Source organism: Aeromonas sp. S13(2024), assembly GCF_041402405.1.
Lineage (GTDB): Bacteria > Pseudomonadota > Gammaproteobacteria > Enterobacterales > Aeromonadaceae > Aeromonas > Aeromonas veronii.
The window spans coordinates 1-18139 of record NZ_JBGLRA010000001.1; the positions used below are offsets into that span (position 1 = coordinate 1).

Consider the following 18139-nt stretch of genomic DNA (forward strand, 5'->3'; position numbering starts at 1 on the left):
GCAGCGGCAAGTCGAGAGGCTGACCATTGTCAGGGCTTGCCTGTTTCTGGGGATAAGCCGGCAGGCTTACTACAAGCGCAATCGGGTCGCCGACGAGCGCCATGCACAAGGATTGCAGGTGGTGTGCTTCGTGCGTCAGGTTCGACTGCGACAACCGCGGGTCGGCACCCGCAAGCTGCATTATCTGCTGCAGGGTCAGGATTATGACGGGCTCAAGGTCGGGCGGGACAGGCTGTTTCAGATATTGGCCGAGCACCGCCTGCTGGTGCTGCCCAGACGGGCGTATCACAAGACCACTCACAGTTTTCACCGTTTCTACCGTCATCCCAACTTGCTCAAGGCGGGACCAGAGCAGGTCACGCCGGTGGCACCGGAGCAGGTCTGGGTCGCAGATATCACCTATCTGCCAGCCAGGAGCGGGCCGCTGTACCTGAGCCTGGTGACGGATGCGTACTCACGCAAGATAGTGGGCCATCACGTGCACGAAGGGATGCACGCGGAGTCGGTGGCGATGGCGATGGCGTTCAAGAAAGCACTGAAGCAACGGCGTGGCAGCGGGGAGCTAATCCATCACTCGGACCGCGGCGTGCAGTATTGCTCGGGGCTGTATCAGTCATTACATGAACGGTACGGGGTGAAATGCTCGATGACGGATGGGTATGACTGTTACCAGAATGCGTTGGCGGAGCGGGTGAACGGGATTTTGAAAGGAGAGTTATTGTTGCAAAGCCCGCAGGATTTGAAGCAAGCGCGGGAAATGGTGCGTGAAGCAGTGGATATTTACAACGCGGAGCGGCCGCATCATGCGTTGAAATACAGAACCCCCGATGCAGTACATAGGGGGTTCTGAGTAGAGAAATGCTAGTTGAAAATGTGTAAACCTATTTCAGGACTAGACACCGCTGTCGGGCTGTGGCGGTATAAACAGGACTCAATGATTGCTTAACCGGATTCCCCTTCCGATAATGCGGGGGTGATTTTCAGCGGGTAGCCTGTTGTTGGTGATCGCCCCAGGTAACCCAGACACTCGACAATACGGGAGTGAAAAAATGAACAAGCGTAACTGGTTGCTGGCCCTGTCACTGAGTCTGGCCTTCTCACCCTGTTATGCCGATTGGGCCAAGCTCAAGGCCGCAGCGTCCGATCTGGGAGCGGCAGTGAGTGAGACCAGCAAGGAGGTGTGGCAGGATGTCAGCGATTTTTCCAAAAAGAGCTGGGCTTCCATCTCGGCCTGGGGGGAGGATGCCTTCAATACCGCCGGGGTCTGGACCGACAAGAGCATCGCGACCGGCAAGGAGTGGCTGAAGGCGGCCGACAAGGAGCTCAACGAGATGCTCAACCCCAAGACGGCGAAAGAGGCGAGGATCGCGCTCAATACCATGGCCGACACTGCGCTGATCCGGTTGTTCAACGAGCAGCCATCAGCCAAGTTGTTGTTTGACAAGGCTTATGGCTATGCAGTGTTCGATTCGCGCAAGTTCTCCCTGATGCTGCATACCAATCAGGGGGCCGGGGTGGCAGTCAATCGCAAAACCGGCAAGCACACCTATATGAAGATGTTTGGTGCGGGTCTGGCGGCCGGGATTGGTGGCAAGTTCTATCAGCAGGTGATCCTGTTTGAAGACAAGGCCAGATTCGATGCCTTCGTGACCCAGGGTTGGGAGGCCACTTCCGAAGTGGGCGTGGTGGCCGGCAAGGAGAGCGCCGAGCTTACCGCCAAATACAATGGCGGCATGGCCATCTACCAGATTGGTGAGAAGGGCCTGCTGCTCGATGCCAATATCTCCGGCTCCAAGTACTGGATTGACAAGGACTTGACTGAAACGAGCCGCTAATCCCGCCGTTATCGGTTGCTCACTGCACGCCATGCGCTTGTTGTGAGCTTGCCAACAGGCCCGCAGTGCGAGCCTGTTTGTTCTCTCGGTGTCAGTGGGCTGAATAGACCTGCTTGCCCTTGAACATGGTCCAGAGCACCTTGGTCTCCTTGAGCTCTTCGCTTGCTACCTGTTCCAGATTGCGATCCAGCAAGATCAGGTCAGCACTCTTGCCCGCGCTGATGGAGCCAATCTCTTTCTCCCGTCCAATTACCTTGGCTGCGTTGAGGGTATAGGCCTGCAAGATGGCCTGACGGCTGATCTGCTCGCTGGCGGGGGGCAGCAAGCCAAGCTCACCTTGGCGGGTGATCGCGGTATACATGGCGAGGAAAGGGTTGGGGCTGGAGACCGGCCAGTCACTGGCACCGGCAATAATGGCGCCGCTTTGCAGCAAGCTGCCTGCCGGATAGAGGCGGGCTAGCAGTGCCGGGGGCACTTTTCCTTCAAGCAGCAGGGTGGTCGCCACGTTTTTACCGGCCCACAACAGTTGCATCGATGCGGCCACATTGAGCGGTTTGAAACGGGCAATGCTGGCCGGGCTCACCACCTCCAGATGGGTGATGCTGTGCAGCAGGCGGTGATCCTGATTGTGGGCCCGGGCATAGGCGATGGCATCGAGGGATTCACGGACGGCCCGATCGCCGATGGCATGAAAGTGAGTGATAAGTTGATGGGCATCCGCGGTGCGGATCAGCTCGTTGAAACGCTGTTTGTCCAGATCGTCCTTGCCGCTGTAACCGGGACGGTTGAGGTAGGGCTCGCTCAACTTGGCGGTCTGGGATGGATACTCGATGACACCATCTTGCAGGATCTTTATCCCCACCAGTTTCACGTCCGGGGCATCTTGAAACTGCTGTTGCAGCGCCAATACGTCATCAATGATGGCGGGTGATGCATGTATCCCCACCAGTGCCAGTGCGGATACATGTCCGGTCAGCTTTCCTTCCCGGGAGAGCATGCTGTACGCCGGCAGCAGGCCGGTATCTCGGCGATCCGGCTCGGCGTTGAAGATGGGGGCGAGGGGGCGAATGTTGCTGATAGGGTCCATCCAGGCGGTAATGCCCACCTGATTGAGCTGTTTGGCGGCGGTCATGATAGCACTGGCAATCGTCTCGTCGCTGACGGGGGGCAGCGCCTTGAGGATGGCATCCCAGCCGCCTTCCGAGGCAAAGCCATTGAGCATGCCGGATGGGGTGAGGCCAAAATTGCCTTTCAGCGGAGCATAACGACCGGCAAGGGTGTCGGCATCAATGCCAGCCTTGCGCAGCATGGCCTGATTGGCCCAACCGGTGTGGGCATCCGAACCGGCCAGTACTACGGGTATTTGCTGGTATTGCGGGCCATTGAACACCTGATCGAGCAGGGGAAGCTGATGCCAGTAGTCGAGGGAGACATTGCTGTATAGCTCTACATCGCCCAGTGTCAGGCGGGGATCATCCTTGCTGCGGGCCAGAAATTGCTGCAGCTGCTCAACCTCATTCATGGCATCGGGAAAGTTAACCGTCATCCCCTGAAAACCGGCAAATGCCGCATGAACATGGCTGTCGATGAGCCCCGGCATCAGGTACTTTCCTTTCAGATCAAGACGCTTGGCATGGCTGCCGAGGCGGGCACTGACCTCCTGATAGCTGCCGACTGCCACTATCTTTTTACCTTCAATGCCGACCGCTTCCGGGTGAGGGTTCGCCGGATCACCACTGTAGATGGTGCCGCCAAAGATCAGCGTCTGGCTCTGTGACTGGGCATTGGCGGCAGCGGGAAGCGTTACCAGCAGGCTGGCTAGAAACAGCGTTTTGATATTCATGGGCATGACTCCGTCGCTTCGGTGCCCGAAGGCACCGAAGTGGGTAAAGGAAATGAGGTATCGGCTTATCGGTTGATCAGCGGGATACAGATATCAAACACGTAATGCTCCCGGTCGGAGTCCGTGCCTGCGTGGTATTGCTCGTAACACGGGCGATCGTCGCAGTTCAGCCCTTGACCCACTACCCAGCGAAACGCCGTCTCCCAGCAGTCAACCAGTTGATCGCCGCGAGCGATAAACTGACAAACCGCATAGGGGCCCGCTGCGATGGTCTGGGTGGTTAACTGGCGTCCTGCGGGGATCTCTGGCCCCAGCTCGATGCAGACGTCAGTACGGCAACGGGTCTCATCGGTGATATCGGGGATATCCCAATAGAGACTCAGGGTACCCGCCGGTGTCATCGCCTCGTCTGAGGCGAACAGCTCGAGCAAATCCCGATGAGCTTGCTCGCAGGTCTCTTTGCCATAGGGGCCCAGGCGGCGCATGTACGCCACGCGCCGGGCGGGCATCTGCCTGACGCTAGCCCCCTGCAACAGACCCGGGTGTTCGGTGACCGGGTGCATGACCAGGCCATCATAGGTGTCAAAGGGAAGGGGATCGTTTCCAATCTTGCTTTTCCAGTTTCCCCCCTGCTGCTGGCGGTATTCCGAGGGGCTCATGGCGAAGTGCAGGCGAAAGGCCTTGGCGAAATTCTGGGAGCTGGAGAACCCGGCGGCCAGTGCGAGGGTGGTGATGTCGCTCTGGGGGGAGGCTAACAAGCGACGGGCAGCGCGCTCCATACGCAGGCGCCGGGTAAATCCGGCAATGGTCTCGCCGACCATCGTCTTGAAAATACGATGGAAGTGGAAGGTGGAGATGGCCGCCGCTGCTGCGACCTCATCCAGGCCCGGATTGTCATCCAGATGGTGGCTGATGTAGTCCATCGCCTTGAACACGGGTTTGCGATAATCCAGAGCGGACTCCTTGCCAGCCAGCAAAAGTGGGCGTCAGAGTCGGATTTAATCAGAGCCATCTGCCGTTGTCGAACTAGTCCAGCCTGGTCTGGCCACTCATCCGCATCGCGCTTTTAACGCATTGGCACTCTAATTGCTTGTTGCATGCCAGCGTCAATGAATTGTCTGGGGATGGAAAATGGAAATTAGTGCAAGCAGCCTGATGCAAGAGATGCAGGCGCTCAAGATCGAAGCAGGCGCAACGCCGCTGGCACAGCCCGGTCGTCAGGTAACCTCCGACTTTGGTCTGCTGCTGCAACAGGCGCTTGGCAACGTCAACGAGCTGCAAGGGGCCGCCAATGATCTGCGTACCCGTTTCGATATGGGTGACAAGTCGGTGGATCTGGCCGAGGTGATGATCGCGGGCCAAAAATCGTCTATCGCCTTTGAAGCCACGGTACAGGTGCGCAACAAGATGGTCGATGCCTACAAGACCATCATGAACATGCCGGTATAAGCGACGCCAATACACCATGACGACTGAACATCATGAACATGTCAGCAATAAGGACATAAATCGTGGCTACTGACCAAAACGGCGATCTGCTGATAAACGATGAGGGCACCGCCGCCCTCGATGAAAATGAGCAGAAGAGTTCGGCGCTGGGCTTCCTGTCCAACACCGATGTGCTGCGGCAAATCACCCTGATCCTGGGGCTTGCCATCTGTCTGGCCATTGCGGTGTTTATCCTGCTGTGGGGCAAGGAGCCGGACATGCGTCCCCTCGGCACCTACACCACCCAGGAGCTGGTGAAGACTCTCGACTTTCTCGATCAGCAGAAGATCCCCTATGAGGTGGATGGCAAGAGCGTGCTGGTCAACGCCGAAAGCTACCCCACTATCCAACTGGCCCTGACCCGTGCCGGTCTTGCCAATGCCACCGATAGCAACATCGGTGGTGAAGATATCCTGCTCAAAGATTCCAGTTTCGGCGTCAGCCAGCGGATGGAGAGTGAACGTCTGAAGCTGAGCCGCGAGCGCCAGCTGGCGAGCGCCATCGAGCAGTTCCAGAATGTGGCCAAGGCCCAGGTGCTGTTGGCTATCCCGAAAGACAACGTGTTTGCCCGCAACGAACGCAAACCCAGTGCCACCGTGGTACTCAACCTGAAGGGGGCGGCGCTGGGGCAGGGGGAGGTGGACTCCATCGTCGATATGGTCGCCTCCGCCGTACATGGCCTTGAGCCGACCCGCGTCACCGTCACCGACCAGAATGGCCGCCTGCTCAACTCCGGCTCGCAAGACCCGATCTCGGCCCAGACTCGCAAAGAGTTTGCCATGCAGCAGAAGCAGGAGCTGGAGTACAAACAAAAAATTGACGCCATCCTGATCCCGGTGCTGGGGGCCGACAACTATACGGCGGAAGTGGATCTCTCCCTCGACTTCTCCCAGCAGGAGCAGACCCGCAAGACTTACAACCCTGACTTGCCTGCAGTGCGCTCCGAGATGACCATGGAAGAGAACAGCGCCAGCGGTAGTAACGGTGGTGTGCCTGGTGCACTCTCCAACCAGCCCCCTGCCGCCTCCAATATTCCCGAGGAGGCGACCGGTGGTGATGGTGCCAGCGCTGCCGCTTCTGGCCGTTCCCGCAAAGAGGCGACTCGCAACTTCGAGCTGGATACCACCGTCAGCCATACCCGTCGCCAGATGGGGGGCATTCGCCGCATGACCGTCTCGGTTGCCGTGGATTACAAAGCGGTACCCGGTGCCGACGGGGCAGTGACCCGTGAGGCGCGCACCCAGGCAGAACTCGATACATTGCGCCGTTTGCTGAGCGGTGGCCTTGGCTTTGATGTGACCCGTGGTGATACCCTTGAGGTGGTCGCGATTCCGTTCAATCGCCCAGAACTGGATACCGTGGCCGAAGTGCCGCTCTACGATCAGCCCTGGTTCTGGCGTGCGGTGCGGATTGCCGCCTCGGTACTGGTGATCATCGTCTTGATCGTCACCGTGGTTCGCCCCATGCTCAAGCGACTGCTCTATCCGGATGCCAAACCGGAAGGGGAAGTGGATTTCGACAACCACACCGTACTGGGTGGCGACGACGAGTTGAGTCTGCTGTCAGCACAAGTCGAGAACGATCAGGTATTTGGTGTACGCGATGGCCAGCTGAAACTGCCGGATCTGCACCGTGACGAAGACTTGCTCAAGGCGGTACGTGCGCTGGTGGCGAACGAGCCGGATCTGGCCGCTCAGGTCATTAAAGAATGGGTAACGAACAAAGATGCCTGAAGAAAAGAAGAGTCAAGTCACCGGCAATGACATCACCGACAGTCAGCGCCAGATCCTCGACCAGATGTCGGGGATGGAGATGGCTGCGGTGCTGATGCTTAGCCTCAATGAAGAGGATGCCGCCCAGATCTTCCGTCATCTCGAGCCCAAGCAGGTGCAGCGGCTCGGTATGTCGATGGCCTCCATGTCCGACTTCAGTCACGATCGGGTGGCAGCGGTGCACCGTCAATTCATCGACGATATCCAGAAGTACACCAACATCGGTATCGGCAGCGAAGACTTCGTGCGCAAGGCGTTGGTGGCGGCCCTTGGCGAGGACAAGGCGAGCAATCTGGTGGACCAGATCATTCTCGGTTCCGGCGCCCGTGGCCTCGATTCGCTCAAGTGGATGGATGCCCGTCAGGTGGCCAGCATCATCCAGAACGAACACCCGCAGATCCAGACTATCGTGCTCTCCTATCTGGAGCCGGAGCAATCCGCCGAGATCCTGAGCCAGTTCCCGGAGCAGGTGCGCCTCGATCTGGTGATGCGTATCGCCAACCTCGAAGAGGTACAACCGGCGGCGCTGCAAGAGTTGAACGACATCATGGAGAAACAGTTCGCCGGTGCGGCCGGTGCCCAGGCAGCCAAGATGGGCGGCCTGAAGGCTGCCGCCAACATCATGAACTATCTGGATACCAATATCGAAGGCCAGTTGATGGACTCCATCCGCGAGTCGGACGAAGAGATGAGCCAGCAGATCCAGGATTTGATGTTCGTGTTCGAAAACCTCATCGATGTGGACGATCGCGGCATCCAGACCATGCTGCGGGAAGTGCCTGGGGATCTGCTGCAACGTGCCCTCAAGGGCTCCGACGATCAGATGCGCGAGAAGATCTTCAAGAACATGTCCAAACGGGCGGCCGAAATGCTGGCAGACGATCTGGAGGCCATGGGGCCGATCCGGGTCTCCGAAGTGGAAGCAGCCCAGAAAGAGATCCTCTCCATCGCCCGTCGTCTGGCGGATGCCGGCGAAATCATGCTGGGTGCCGGTGGCGGCGAGGAGTTCCTCTAAGCCATGGCCCATAAACAGAATTGCGATGCCAACCCCGCATCAGGCAGTGGTGAGGAGCCGCGCAAAGCATGAACAACAAACTGCGTGGTTATGTGCGCCCCGAGGGCGATGATGCCCGGGTTGAGACCTGGGGCTGGCCCGAGATGGAGGTAGAGGTAGAGGCGGGAGCGCCTACCAATGCTCTTGGCCTGGCCCCTGACTGGTATCAGCAGGAAGAGGAGGTGGTGGAGCCGGAGCCCGAACAGGAGCCGACCCCCAGCATCACCGCCGAAGAGCTTGAAGCGATCCGTCAGGCCGCCTGGGAAGAGGGAATGGCTGAGGGGCGCGAGTCCGGTTATGCCAAGGGTATGGAAGAGGGCAAGCTGGAAGGATTGCAACAGGGCCACTCTGCCGGTCTCGAACAGGGGCGCGAGGAGGGGCTGGCTATGGGGCGCGAGCTGGTGGAGCAGGAGATCGCCCACTGGCAGGGGCTCGCCGCCCGCCTTGCCAATCCGCTTAACGAGCTGGATCAGGCGGTGGAGCAGCAGCTGGTCTCGCTGGTGATGCAACTGGCTCGTGCGCTGATTCGTCACGAAGCGGAGACCTCCCCCCGCATTCTGCTGGAGGCGCTTAAAGAGGGGCTGGCCTTGCTGCCCGCCGCCGAACAGGGGGTGACTCTGATGTTGCATCCCGATGATATCGCACGCATCGAGCAGGCATTTGGCGCCGAAGAGTGCGCCAAGCGCCACTGGCGATTGCAAAGCGATCCCACTCTCTCCCCCGGCGATCTGCAACTGGCGACCGAGCTCTCCAGCATCGATCTGACTCTCTCCGGGCGCATCGATCAGTTGCTGCGCAACTTCTTGCGGGACAATGCGTCGCAGAAACCGGCTTCGCAGGATTCACGCCCATAACCGATGCCGGACGTTGCCGTCCGGCTGCACTTTTTAGCTCTCAGGAGGCCAGATGAGCGGCTCGCTACTGAACCGGTTGCAAGGGTACAAGGTACGCGACAGCGCCCCCAAACCGCCGGTCGCCGGTAAATTGACCCGGGTGGTGGGGCTGACCCTCGAAGCCATTGGCTGCCGCGCCGCCATCGGTGCCCTCTGCCGCATCGATACCCTTGATGGGACGCTGGAGGCTGAAGTGGTCGGTTTTTCTGGCGATCGCCTCTATCTGATGCCGAGCGAGCAGCTCAAGGGGGTGATCCCCGGTGCCCGGGTGGTGCCCATCACCGAAGAGCACGGTATTCCGGTCGGTATGAATCTTCTCGGTCGGGTCATCGACGGCATCGGCCAGCCACTCGATGGGCTCGGCCCCATTCTCTCCTCCCAGACCGTGCAGTTTGCCCAGCATCGCATCAACCCGCTCTCTCGCCGTCCGATCCATCAGCCGATGGACGTGGGAGTGCGCGCCATCAATGCCGTGCTGACGGTGGGACAGGGCCAGCGGATGGGGCTGTTTGCCGGTTCCGGTGTCGGCAAATCGGTGCTGCTTGGCATGATGACCCGCGGCTCGGTGGCGGATGTGGTGGTGGTCGGCCTCATCGGTGAACGGGGTCGGGAAGTAAAAGAGTTTATCGAAGACATTCTGGGAGAGGAGGGGCGAGCCCGCTCCGTGGTGGTGGCGGCTCCCGCCGACGCCTCGCCGCTGATGCGGCTCAAGGGGTGTGAAACGGCGCTGGCCATCGCCGAGTATTTCCGCGATCAGGGGCTCAACGTGTTGCTCTTGATGGACTCTCTTACCCGTTATGCCCAGGCCCAGCGTGAGATCGCGCTGGCGGTGGGCGAGCCGCCGGCGACCAAGGGCTATCCACCGTCGGTATTTGCCAAATTACCGGCGCTGGTGGAGCGGGCGGGCAACGGCAGTGACGGCCAGGGCTCCATTACCGCCTTCTTCACCGTCCTGACCGAGGGGGATGACCTGCAAGATCCCATTGCCGATGCGGCGCGGGCGATCCTCGATGGCCACATAGTGTTGTCGCGCGAGCTGGCCGATGCGGGCCACTATCCGGCTATCGATATCGAGAAGTCCATCAGCCGGGTTATGCCCATGGTGACCTCGCCGGAACATATGGATCTGGCGCGCACCCTCAAGCAGTTCTACTCCCTCTATCAGCAGAACCGGGATCTCATCACCATCGGTGCCTACAGTCAGGGTTCCGATCCGCGCATTGACCGCGCCATCATTCAAAAACCCTATCTGGATCAGTTCTTGCAGCAGGGGATGCGCGAGGTCATTCACTACGATGATGGCCTGCAAGCCTTGCAGATGGTGGCGATGCCATTGATGCGCTGATGATGGTCGGTAACAGAGAGGTCGACGATGAGTAAAGGGTTGGTATTGTTGGCCGATCGGCTGGTGGAGGCGGAGCAGCAGTGTGCGCTGGCGTTGGTGAAGGCGCAGCAGGATCTCAAGCTGTTCATGGATCAGCAAAATGCCCTCAACCAGTACCGCCAGATCTATCACCAGCAGTGGACCGATCGCGGCCTGCAGGGGATTTCGCCCCAGCAAAATACCCAGTATCACGCCTTTATCAACAAGCTCGAACAGGCAGCGACCCAGCAGTACGAAGGGGTGTTGCAGGTGCGTCAGGCGCTGGAACAGCGCCGTGAAGAGTGGCTGGCGGCCCAGCAGCGGCGCAAGGCGGTAGAGCTGTTGCTGGAGAAGCAGGCGAGCCGCGAGCAGCAGAAAGCCCAGCGTCAGGAGCAGAAGATGCTGGATGAGTACGCCATGTTGCGACGCTTTCATCAATCTGGCCTGTAACTTGCTTTGATATGGACATTGTCGGCGGCCATCTCTTTGGGGGCCACCAGAATTCAGGGATCCCATCATGATGCAGACACTGTTGACACAAACGCCTTCGGCTCCGGCCAACGGGTTGGACAAAGCGCCTCTGAGCGGTTCCGTCGAGAGCAAAAGTATCGATGGGGGAACCGGCAGCGACAGCAAGGGTGATTTCGCCACCCTGATTGCCAAGGCCCGGAACAGCGAACAGGGCGCCGCCGAGGCCACTCAGGGCGGTAACCATGTCCGATCAGCCAAATCTTTGGCGACCGAGAGCGCCTCTCCCAAAGAGGAGACCGGCAAGGAGGAGGATCCAGACGCCGACAACAAGGTGGAGGAGGTCCCTGCTACCGACTTTCTGCTGCGCCTGCAAGACTCCCTCAAGCTTGATACCTCGCTAGTGACTCCCCAGCTGGCGGTGGCGGCCCAACAGAGCGCCACTGCGGTAGACGGCAATCCGTTGCCGCAAGAGGGTGAGCAGGAGGGGATTGCACTTGATGAAGGCGAGCAGACTCCCGCCGCTGCCAGAATTGCCAGCCAGCTTGCCGGTCAGACCGGGGCGCAGTCGCCGCTGGCGACGACCGCCAATTCGACTTCAGAAACCACCGTATCCTCCTCAGTGGCGCGAGTGGTGGCGAAGGGCGATGCCTCTTCTGCCGTTCTCTCCTCTGAAGGTGAAGATGCCGCCACTACTGCGGATGGGCAGGCCGGGGAGAAAGCCTCTGCCAAGGGCGAAACCCTCGGGGCTGATGGCAAGCACACCAAGCCCCTCACAGGGGCAGAGCGAATGGCCCAGCTGGCCAAGGTGCTGCCGGTCGATGAGTCGGCAAACACCGCCAAATCCGCTGAGTCACTCGCTGCAAAAGAGGCTGGCGACAGCAAATCCGATCTCGCCGTCAGCAATGCTTTGACTAACAAGGGGCAGGCGACGCAAGCCGCGACTCAGGGGGCCGCGCTCAAGGCCTTCAATGAGGGGCTCAAGCAGCCTGAGGCTGGCACAGCTACAGCTACAGCCACGGCTGAGGGCAGTGGTGCAACTGGCAAGGGGGCAGAAAAGGGGGCCGCCGAGGGTAGCCAGCAGCCAGCCACCGCCGCTAATCAAGGTTCGGCGCAGGTGGCGACGGCGCAAAGTGCCGCAGCCCAGAGCAGCGTAACGACAAATGCGACGACTCCGACCGATAACGCTGCTGCCCCCGTGATGGTGGCGCCGCAGCAGGTGTTGGCACAGGCCGAATCTCAGGGACCGCAAGCACCGCTGTCGACCATTTCAGCCGGCATCAAGCAGATGGAAGTGACCGGCACCGACGAGGTGCGCAAAGCGGTTTCGCTTGAGGTAAAACCGAAGACCGGTGAGGCGGAGAAGAGCCTGGTTGCGACGACATCTAGCAGTGAGAGTAGCCCGAGCCAGACCGTTCAGCATGGCCAGAACAGCCAGACTCAGCCACAGGTAGCCGATAGCCGGGCGCCCGCCGCTGAGACGACGCTGCGCCGTGAGCCGCAGAATTTACCCCATTTGAAACTGGCCAGTCAGGAAGCGCCCGCCGAATTGCACCAGAAGGTCAATGTGATGCTGGCCGAAAAACTGCAACAGGCGGAAATTCAGCTCGACCCCCTCGGCCTTGGCAAGATGAAGATCCAGATCCAGATGGGGGCCGACAGCCAGGCCAACGTCCATTTTGTGGTACAACATGGACAGACCCGCGAGATGCTGGAGCAGGCGATGCCCCGGCTGCGTGACATGCTGGCAGGGCAGGGGATCCAGCTTGGTCAGACGCAGGTGCAGCAGCAGTCGCAACAACAGCAGCAACAGGGCCAGCCCACTTTTAACGGGCAGGGTCAGCAGGGGCAGAGTAGTGGTCAGCCGCGGTCCGGTAACGGGCTGGTTGAAGGGGAACTTACCACTTCCAACCCCAGTTTGCTGGTGGAATCGACAAACGGTTCCGGAATTGATTTCTATGCTTGATGCAATCCCGAGTAAGTTTATGATATCGAACAAGTTTGAGACTAGGGTGGACAAGGGATGGCTGACGATAACGAGTTGACGCTAAAAGACCCGGCTGCGGGCAAGAAAAAGAAGCTGATCATTATCATTGCCCTGGCGGTTATTTTGCTGGGCGGTGGTGGTGTTGGCGCCTTCCTGATGCTCTCCGGCTCCGATAAACCGCCCGCTGAAGCGGCGGAAGGAGCCGAGGCCACACCCAAGGAGGAAGCGCCTAAACCTTCCCTCTATGTCGGTATGCCGCGTCCCTTTGTTTTCAACGTCGCAGGTGCCCAGCGAGATCGACTGGTGCAGATCAAGATCCAGCTGATGGTGCGCGGTACCGCCGACGAGACGCTGGCCAAACAGAATATTCCCCTGATTGAAGGCACCTTGCTGCGGGTATTCAGTGCAGCCAGTGCCGAACAGCTGATGACCTTTGAAGGCAAGGAGAAGCTGCGCAAGGATTCACTGGAAGAGTGCCGTCGGGTGCTCAAGGACCTGGTCTCTTCCCCCGTTATCGAACAAGTGCTGTTTACCGGCTTTGTAATGCAGTAGGTGAAGCGTGAGCGATCTGTTAAGTCAGGACGAAATTGATGCCCTCTTGCACGGTGTCGATGATGTCGAAGAGGAAGAGATAGGCGGCGCTGGAGACCCCGGCGTAGCCCAGTTTGACTTCTCCTCCCAGGACCGCATCGTCCGTGGTCGCATGCCGACGCTGGAGCTGGTGAATGAACGTTTCGCCCGCCATATGCGGATCAGCCTGTTCAACATGATGCGTCGTACCGCCGAGGTCTCCATCAACGGGGTGCAGATGCTCAAGTTTGGCGAGTATGTTCATACCCTGTTTGTGCCGACCAGTCTCAACATGGTGCGCTTCCGCCCGCTCAAGGGGACGGCACTCATCACCATGGAGGCTCGACTGGTCTTCATCCTGGTGGAGAACTTCTTCGGTGGCGATGGCCGTTATCACGCCAAGATTGAAGGGCGCGAATTTACCCCGACCGAACGGCGCATTATCCAGATGCTGCTCAAACTGGTGTTTGAGGATTACAAGGATGCCTGGGCGCCGGTGATGGACGTGGGGTTCGAGTATCTCGACTCCGAAGTGAACCCGGCAATGGCCAACATCGTCAGCCCGACCGAAGTGATCGTGGTCAGCTCGTTCCACATCGAGCTCGATGGTGGCGGCGGCGACTTCCACGTGGCGATGCCTTATTCCATGCTGGAGCCGATCCGTGAGCTGCTGGACGCCGGTGTGCAGAGCGACAAGGGGGATACCGACGTACGTTGGAGCAAGGCGCTGCGTGACGAGATCATGGACGTCAAGGTGGAGCTGCGGGCCAAGCTGCTGGAGACCGAACTCACCCTGCGTGAACTGATGGAGCTGCGACCCGGCGATATCATTCCGGTCGATATGCCGGAAAATCTGCTGGTTTTTGTCGAGGACTTGCCCACTTTCCACGCCAAGATGGGCCGCACCAAGGATAATGTGGCGCTCAAGATCACCGACAAGCTCAAACGTCCGGAAGGGGTCAAGACGGAGATGCATCTGGTGACCCGGGGCGGGGTACGAATTGATGGCGAGGCCGAGCTGGAAGAGCTCGAGCGCAGTATCGAAGATCAACAGCGATAATTGACGGTTTATTACGGTAAACGGTCACGAAGTAGCATAAGGAAACAAGATGAGCGGAACTGAGGAAGAGGATCTGATGGCTGATGCCTGGGCTGCGGCTCTGGAGGAGCAGGTGACGGCGGAAGCCAAGCCAGCCCCGCTGGAAGAGTTGAAAGATGATGCCCCCATCAGTGCCGAGGAGCGTCGCAAGCTCGACACCATTCTCGATATTCCGGTCACTATCGCCATGGAGGTGGGCCGCAGCCAGATCAGCATCCGCAACCTGTTGCAGCTGAACCAAGGCTCGGTGGTGGAGCTGGATCGGGTTGCAGGCGAGCCGCTGGATGTATTGGTCAACGGTACCCTGATCGCTCATGGCGAGGTGGTGGTGGTGAACGACAAGTTCGGTATCCGCCTGACTGACGTCATCAGCCAGATTGAACGGATCAAGAAGCTCAAATGATGCTCCTCCTGTTGTTATTGCTGCCTGTTCCGGCCTTTGCCGAGACAGCGGCATCTGCCAACGTGCCTAGTCTGAGCTCCTGGTTGCTCTCCAGTCTGATGGTGATCGGTCTCATTCTGGTGCTGGGCTTTCTGCTCAAGAAGAGCAAGCTGGCGACCGCCATGGGTGGCGGCCAGATGCGGGTCATCGCCTCGTTGCCGGTGGGTTACAAAGAGAAGCTGCTGGTGGTCAAGGTGGGCGAACAGCAACTGCTGGTCGGCGTAACACCGCAGCAGGTCAACTTTCTCTACCGGCTGGAGGAGCCGCTGGACGAAAACCAGCCGCAGGCGTTTTCCCAGCAGCTTGGCAAATTGATAGGCAAGCATGAAAAAAGCTAACGGCTTATGGCTGAAAACGGGGCTGCTGGTCAGCCTGCTGATACCACTGTTTTGCTCCTGGCCTGCACTGGCACAGGACGCCATGTCGGCGGTGACCGTCAAGACCATGGGGGATGGCTCTCAGGAGTACAGCCTGACCCTGCAAGTGCTGGCGCTGATGACCGCGCTCTCCTTCTTGCCGGCCATGGTGATCATGATGACCTCGTTTACCCGCATTATCATTGTGCTGGGCATATTGCGTCAGGCGATCGGTCTGCAGCAGAGTCCCTCCAACCAGGTGTTGATTGGTATTGCACTGTTCATGTCGTTTTTCATCATGTCGCCGGTACTGGATCGTATCAATGATGAGGCATTGCAGCCCTACTTGGCCGAGACCATTCAGGCAAAGGATGCGCTGGAGCGGGCCGAGTTGCCCATCCATCAGTTCATGCTGGCCCAGACCCGGATCAAGGATCTCAACACCTTTATGGAGATCGCCAACGTGCAGGTGGAGAAACCTGCCGATGTGCCGCTACGGGTGCTGATCCCGGCGTTTGTCACCAGCGAGCTGAAAACCGCCTTCCAGATTGGTTTTATGCTGTTCCTGCCGTTCCTGGTCATCGATCTGGTGGTCGCCAGTATTCTGATGGCGATGGGGATGATGATGCTCTCGCCGATGATCGTTTCGCTGCCTTTCAAGCTGATGCTGTTCGTGATGGTGGATGGCTGGAACCTCATTCTGGGGTCATTGGCCAACAGTTTCGGACTGGGTGCCGGTTAGTCGGTCTAGTGCAAGGAGCCCCCGAACATGAGTCCTGAAACCTTTATCGACGTCTTTCGCGAGGCGCTCTGGCTAGTTACCATTATGGTGACGGCCGTGATTCTGCCCAGCCTCGCTATCGGGCTGGTGGTAGCCATTTTTCAGGCGGCCACCTCCATCAACGAACAGACCCTGAGCTTTCTGCCTCGTCTCATCGTGACACTGTTTGCGCTGGGTGCTGGTGCTCACTGGGGTCTGCAGAGTCTGATGGACTTCTTCATACTGATGGTGAATCAAATCCCCGAGGTGGTGGGATGACCTACACAACCGCTCTGATCATGGAGTGGTTGTCTTCCATCCTCTGGCCGCTGGCGCGGGTGAGCAGTCTGCTGATGGTGATGGCGGTGTTCGGCAGCCGCCTTGCTCCTGCGCGGGTACGGATGGGGCTGGCTCTTGCTATCACCTTTCTGATTGCCCCGCTGCTTCCGAAAATGCCCCCTATCGAGCTCTTCTCTGCCGGCAGCTTTCTGGTATTGGGCCAGCAACTGCTGATCGGAATTGCCCTCGGCCTGATGACCCAGTTTCTGATGGAGAGCTTCGTGATGGCCGGTCAGGTCATCGCCATGCAGACCAGCCTCGGTTTTGCCACCTTGGTGGACCCGATGAATGGCCAGTCGGCACCAGTGGTGGGTCAGTTTTATCTGATGCTGGCGACCCTGGTGTTTCTGGCGCTGGATGGTCATCTGGTGATGCTGCGGCTGGTGATCCTCAGTTTTGAGACCTTGCCGGTGTCGGACTCAGGGCTCACTTTACCGGCCATCCGTACCCTGATCGGTTTTCTCGGTGTGATGTATCAGGCTTCACTGGTGATGGCCCTTTCTGCCATCGTCGCCTTGCTCCTAATCAACTTCGCCTTTGGCGTCATGACCCGGGCGGCGCCGCAGCTCAACATTTTCAGTATCGGTTTTGCGGTCAGCATGATGTCAGGTCTGCTGATCCTCTGGCTCACTATCGGCGGGTTCCTCGGCCACTTCGACATCATGTGGGAGCGGGTGCAGGAGGTCAGCTGCGAGCTGATCAACACCCAGTGCTTCGGGGGCGCTCATGGCTGATACCGACCAGGAACGTACCGAACAACCCACGGGCAAACGACTGCAACAGGCCCGTGAAAAAGGGCAGATTGCACGTTCAAAAGAGTTGGGGACCGCCTGTGTTCTGCTCTCGGCGGTATTTGGCCTGTTGATGTTCAAGGGCTCGCTGGCGACCGCCATGGTCAAGGTCGTTACCATGGGCTTTACCCTGGACAGGGAGCAGGCTTTTGATCCCAATGCCATGATCGCCATGGTGCCGGCGCTGCTGGGGGAACTGGTGCTTCCGCTGGGGCTGTTGTTCGCTCTGGTGGCGATTGCCGCCTTTATCGGCAACACCCTGATGGGAGGAATGAACTTCTCCACCGAAGCCATGATGCCCAAGTTCAGTAAACTGAGTCCGCTCAGCGGCCTCAAGCGGATGTTCGGGGTGCAGTCGCTGATCGAGCTGGTCAAATCTATCGCCAAGGTGGTGTTCATCACCCTGTTTGCCTGGTGGATGTTATCCAGCCAGTTCAATCACCTGCTCAACCTCTCCATGGAGGGATTTCCCGGCGGCATTATCGATGCGCTGGAGCTGTTTCTCTGGATGTTGATCATCCTCTGCTGTGCCCTGCTCCCCATCGTGGCCATCGATGTGCCGTTCCAGCAGTGGAACCACATGCGTCAGCTCAAGATGACCAAACAGGAGGTCAAGGACGAGTTCAAGGACAGCGAAGGCAAGCCCGAGGTAAAGGGCAAGATCCGTCAGTTGCAGATGCAGATGGCGATGCGCCGGATGATGGGGGATGTACCCAAGGCCGATGTGGTGATCACCAACCCGACCCATTACTCGGTAGCGCTCAAGTATGATGCGGGCAAACCCGGTGCCGCGCCCAAGGTCGTGGCCAAGGGCACCGATGAAATTGCAATGAAGATCAGGGAGATCGCCAGAGAGTACGAGATCCCCATCATGCCGTCACCAGCTTTGACCCGGGCTATTTACCACTCAACCGAGCTGGGCCACGAGATCCCGGAAGGGCTGTTTGCGGCGGTTGCCCAGGTGCTCGCCTATGTCTTCCAGCTCAAGAAATTCCGTCGTGGTCAGGGGCGCCGTCCCCAGCCGCTGGCTAAAGATCTCCCCATCCCGACGGAATATCGCAAATGACAAAGTTCTGACG

Annotated in this window: 19 protein-coding genes; 17 read left to right on the forward strand and 2 right to left on the reverse strand. The window is 59.0% G+C overall.

Features of this window, described 5'->3' with window-relative positions; translation table 11 throughout:
• Positions 1–850, forward strand: an 850-nt coding sequence (locus ACB042_RS00005; protein ID WP_371177521.1) for an IS3 family transposase, incomplete at its 5' end; no start/stop codon positions are given.
• 199 nt (positions 851–1049) lie between these two features.
• Positions 1050–1835, forward strand: coding sequence for a hypothetical protein (locus ACB042_RS00010; protein WP_005353696.1), 786 nt, complete (start codon positions 1050–1052; stop codon positions 1833–1835).
• Between the two features lie 91 nt (positions 1836–1926).
• Here the strand turns inward: ACB042_RS00010 and ACB042_RS00015 are convergent, their stop codons facing one another.
• Both ACB042_RS00015 and ACB042_RS00020 read right to left on the reverse strand, forming a co-directional pair.
• Positions 1927–3678: an amidohydrolase gene (locus ACB042_RS00015; RefSeq protein WP_371177522.1), complete on the reverse strand. Its 1752-nt coding sequence runs from the start codon at positions 3676–3678 to the stop codon at positions 1927–1929.
• Between the two features lie 65 nt (positions 3679–3743).
• On the reverse strand, positions 3744–4655 hold the full coding sequence (locus ACB042_RS00020; RefSeq protein ID WP_371177523.1) for a GyrI-like domain-containing protein: 912 nt from the start codon (positions 4653–4655) through the stop codon (positions 3744–3746).
• A 154-nt stretch (positions 4656–4809) separates the two neighbouring features.
• Here ACB042_RS00020 and fliE point away from each other — a divergent pair, with 154 nt between their 5' ends.
• From fliE to flhB, 15 genes are all read left to right on the forward strand, one after another.
• Positions 4810–5127 (forward strand): flagellar hook-basal body complex protein FliE, encoded by a 318-nt coding sequence (fliE, locus tag ACB042_RS00025; RefSeq protein ID WP_005353687.1) that lies wholly within the window; start codon positions 4810–4812, stop codon positions 5125–5127.
• A gap of 62 nt (positions 5128–5189) precedes the next feature.
• A complete protein-coding gene (gene fliF / locus ACB042_RS00030) occupies positions 5190–6899 on the forward strand; it encodes a flagellar basal-body MS-ring/collar protein FliF (protein ID WP_005334750.1) in 1710 nt (569 codons plus the stop codon).
• Positions 6892–7953, forward strand: a complete 1062-nt coding sequence (gene fliG, locus ACB042_RS00035; RefSeq protein WP_005334749.1) for a flagellar motor switch protein FliG — start codon at positions 6892–6894, stop codon at positions 7951–7953. Before fliF ends, fliG begins: the two co-directional genes overlap by 8 nt.
• Before the next feature lie 68 nt (positions 7954–8021).
• Positions 8022–8846 carry a flagellar assembly protein FliH gene (gene fliH / locus ACB042_RS00040; protein ID WP_005353684.1) on the forward strand — a complete coding sequence of 275 codons (825 nt, stop codon included), beginning with the start codon at positions 8022–8024 and terminating at the stop codon, positions 8844–8846.
• A gap of 52 nt (positions 8847–8898) precedes the next feature.
• Complete coding sequence (fliI, locus tag ACB042_RS00045; protein ID WP_005334747.1) at positions 8899–10230, forward strand: flagellar protein export ATPase FliI; 1332 nt, start codon at positions 8899–8901, stop codon at positions 10228–10230.
• A gap of 27 nt (positions 10231–10257) precedes the next feature.
• Complete coding sequence (gene fliJ / locus ACB042_RS00050; protein WP_005334746.1) at positions 10258–10698, forward strand: flagellar export protein FliJ; 441 nt, start codon at positions 10258–10260, stop codon at positions 10696–10698.
• 67 nt (positions 10699–10765) lie between these two features.
• Positions 10766–12682, forward strand: coding sequence for a flagellar hook-length control protein FliK (locus ACB042_RS00055; protein WP_371177524.1), 1917 nt, complete (start codon positions 10766–10768; stop codon positions 12680–12682).
• 57 nt (positions 12683–12739) lie between these two features.
• Positions 12740–13255, forward strand: a complete 516-nt coding sequence (gene fliL / locus ACB042_RS00060; protein WP_040065335.1) for a flagellar basal body-associated protein FliL — start codon at positions 12740–12742, stop codon at positions 13253–13255.
• A 7-nt stretch (positions 13256–13262) separates the two neighbouring features.
• Positions 13263–14333, forward strand: a complete 1071-nt coding sequence (gene fliM / locus ACB042_RS00065) for a flagellar motor switch protein FliM (protein ID WP_005334736.1) — start codon at positions 13263–13265, stop codon at positions 14331–14333.
• Positions 14334–14382: 49 nt separating this feature from the next.
• Positions 14383–14775, forward strand: a complete 393-nt coding sequence (fliN, locus tag ACB042_RS00070) for a flagellar motor switch protein FliN (RefSeq protein WP_005298791.1) — start codon at positions 14383–14385, stop codon at positions 14773–14775.
• On the forward strand, positions 14772–15152 hold the full coding sequence (fliO, locus tag ACB042_RS00075; protein ID WP_144712252.1) for a flagellar biosynthetic protein FliO: 381 nt from the start codon (positions 14772–14774) through the stop codon (positions 15150–15152). Before fliN ends, fliO begins: the two co-directional genes overlap by 4 nt.
• Positions 15139–15912 carry a flagellar type III secretion system pore protein FliP gene (gene fliP, locus ACB042_RS00080; protein ID WP_075114865.1) on the forward strand — a complete coding sequence of 258 codons (774 nt, stop codon included), beginning with the start codon at positions 15139–15141 and terminating at the stop codon, positions 15910–15912. Before fliO ends, fliP begins: the two co-directional genes overlap by 14 nt.
• Before the next feature lie 27 nt (positions 15913–15939).
• The gene (gene fliQ / locus ACB042_RS00085) at positions 15940–16209 is read left to right on the forward strand and encodes a flagellar biosynthesis protein FliQ (protein WP_076491417.1); all 270 of its coding nucleotides are present in this window, start codon (positions 15940–15942) and stop codon (positions 16207–16209) included.
• Positions 16206–17003, forward strand: a complete 798-nt coding sequence (fliR, locus tag ACB042_RS00090; RefSeq protein ID WP_064339691.1) for a flagellar biosynthetic protein FliR — start codon at positions 16206–16208, stop codon at positions 17001–17003. The genes fliQ and fliR overlap by 4 nt, the downstream gene beginning before the upstream one ends.
• Entirely contained in the window at positions 16996–18126 is a 1131-nt protein-coding gene (flhB, locus tag ACB042_RS00095; RefSeq protein WP_144712254.1) for a flagellar biosynthesis protein FlhB, read from the forward strand. The genes fliR and flhB overlap by 8 nt, the downstream gene beginning before the upstream one ends.
• Positions 18127–18139: the final 13 nt, after the last annotated feature.

Coding starts and splice junctions, on each gene's coding strand:
- ACB042_RS00010 (WP_005353696.1), top strand. CDS start 1,050: ATGAACAAGCGTAACTGGTTGCTGGCCCTGTCACTGAGTCTGGCCTTC.
- ACB042_RS00015 (WP_371177522.1), bottom strand. CDS start 3,678: ATGAATATCAAAACGCTGTTTCTAGCCAGCCTGCTGGTAACGCTTCCC.
- fliE (WP_005353687.1), top strand. CDS start 4,810: ATGGAAATTAGTGCAAGCAGCCTGATGCAAGAGATGCAGGCGCTCAAG.
- fliG (WP_005334749.1), top strand. CDS start 6,892: ATGCCTGAAGAAAAGAAGAGTCAAGTCACCGGCAATGACATCACCGAC.
- fliH (WP_005353684.1), top strand. CDS start 8,022: ATGAACAACAAACTGCGTGGTTATGTGCGCCCCGAGGGCGATGATGCC.
- fliI (WP_005334747.1), top strand. CDS start 8,899: ATGAGCGGCTCGCTACTGAACCGGTTGCAAGGGTACAAGGTACGCGAC.
- fliJ (WP_005334746.1), top strand. CDS start 10,258: ATGAGTAAAGGGTTGGTATTGTTGGCCGATCGGCTGGTGGAGGCGGAG.
- ACB042_RS00055 (WP_371177524.1), top strand. CDS start 10,766: ATGATGCAGACACTGTTGACACAAACGCCTTCGGCTCCGGCCAACGGG.
- fliL (WP_040065335.1), top strand. CDS start 12,740: ATGGCTGACGATAACGAGTTGACGCTAAAAGACCCGGCTGCGGGCAAG.
- fliN (WP_005298791.1), top strand. CDS start 14,383: ATGAGCGGAACTGAGGAAGAGGATCTGATGGCTGATGCCTGGGCTGCG.
- fliO (WP_144712252.1), top strand. CDS start 14,772: ATGATGCTCCTCCTGTTGTTATTGCTGCCTGTTCCGGCCTTTGCCGAG.
- fliP (WP_075114865.1), top strand. CDS start 15,139: ATGAAAAAAGCTAACGGCTTATGGCTGAAAACGGGGCTGCTGGTCAGC.
- fliQ (WP_076491417.1), top strand. CDS start 15,940: ATGAGTCCTGAAACCTTTATCGACGTCTTTCGCGAGGCGCTCTGGCTA.
- fliR (WP_064339691.1), top strand. CDS start 16,206: ATGACCTACACAACCGCTCTGATCATGGAGTGGTTGTCTTCCATCCTC.
- flhB (WP_144712254.1), top strand. CDS start 16,996: ATGGCTGATACCGACCAGGAACGTACCGAACAACCCACGGGCAAACGA.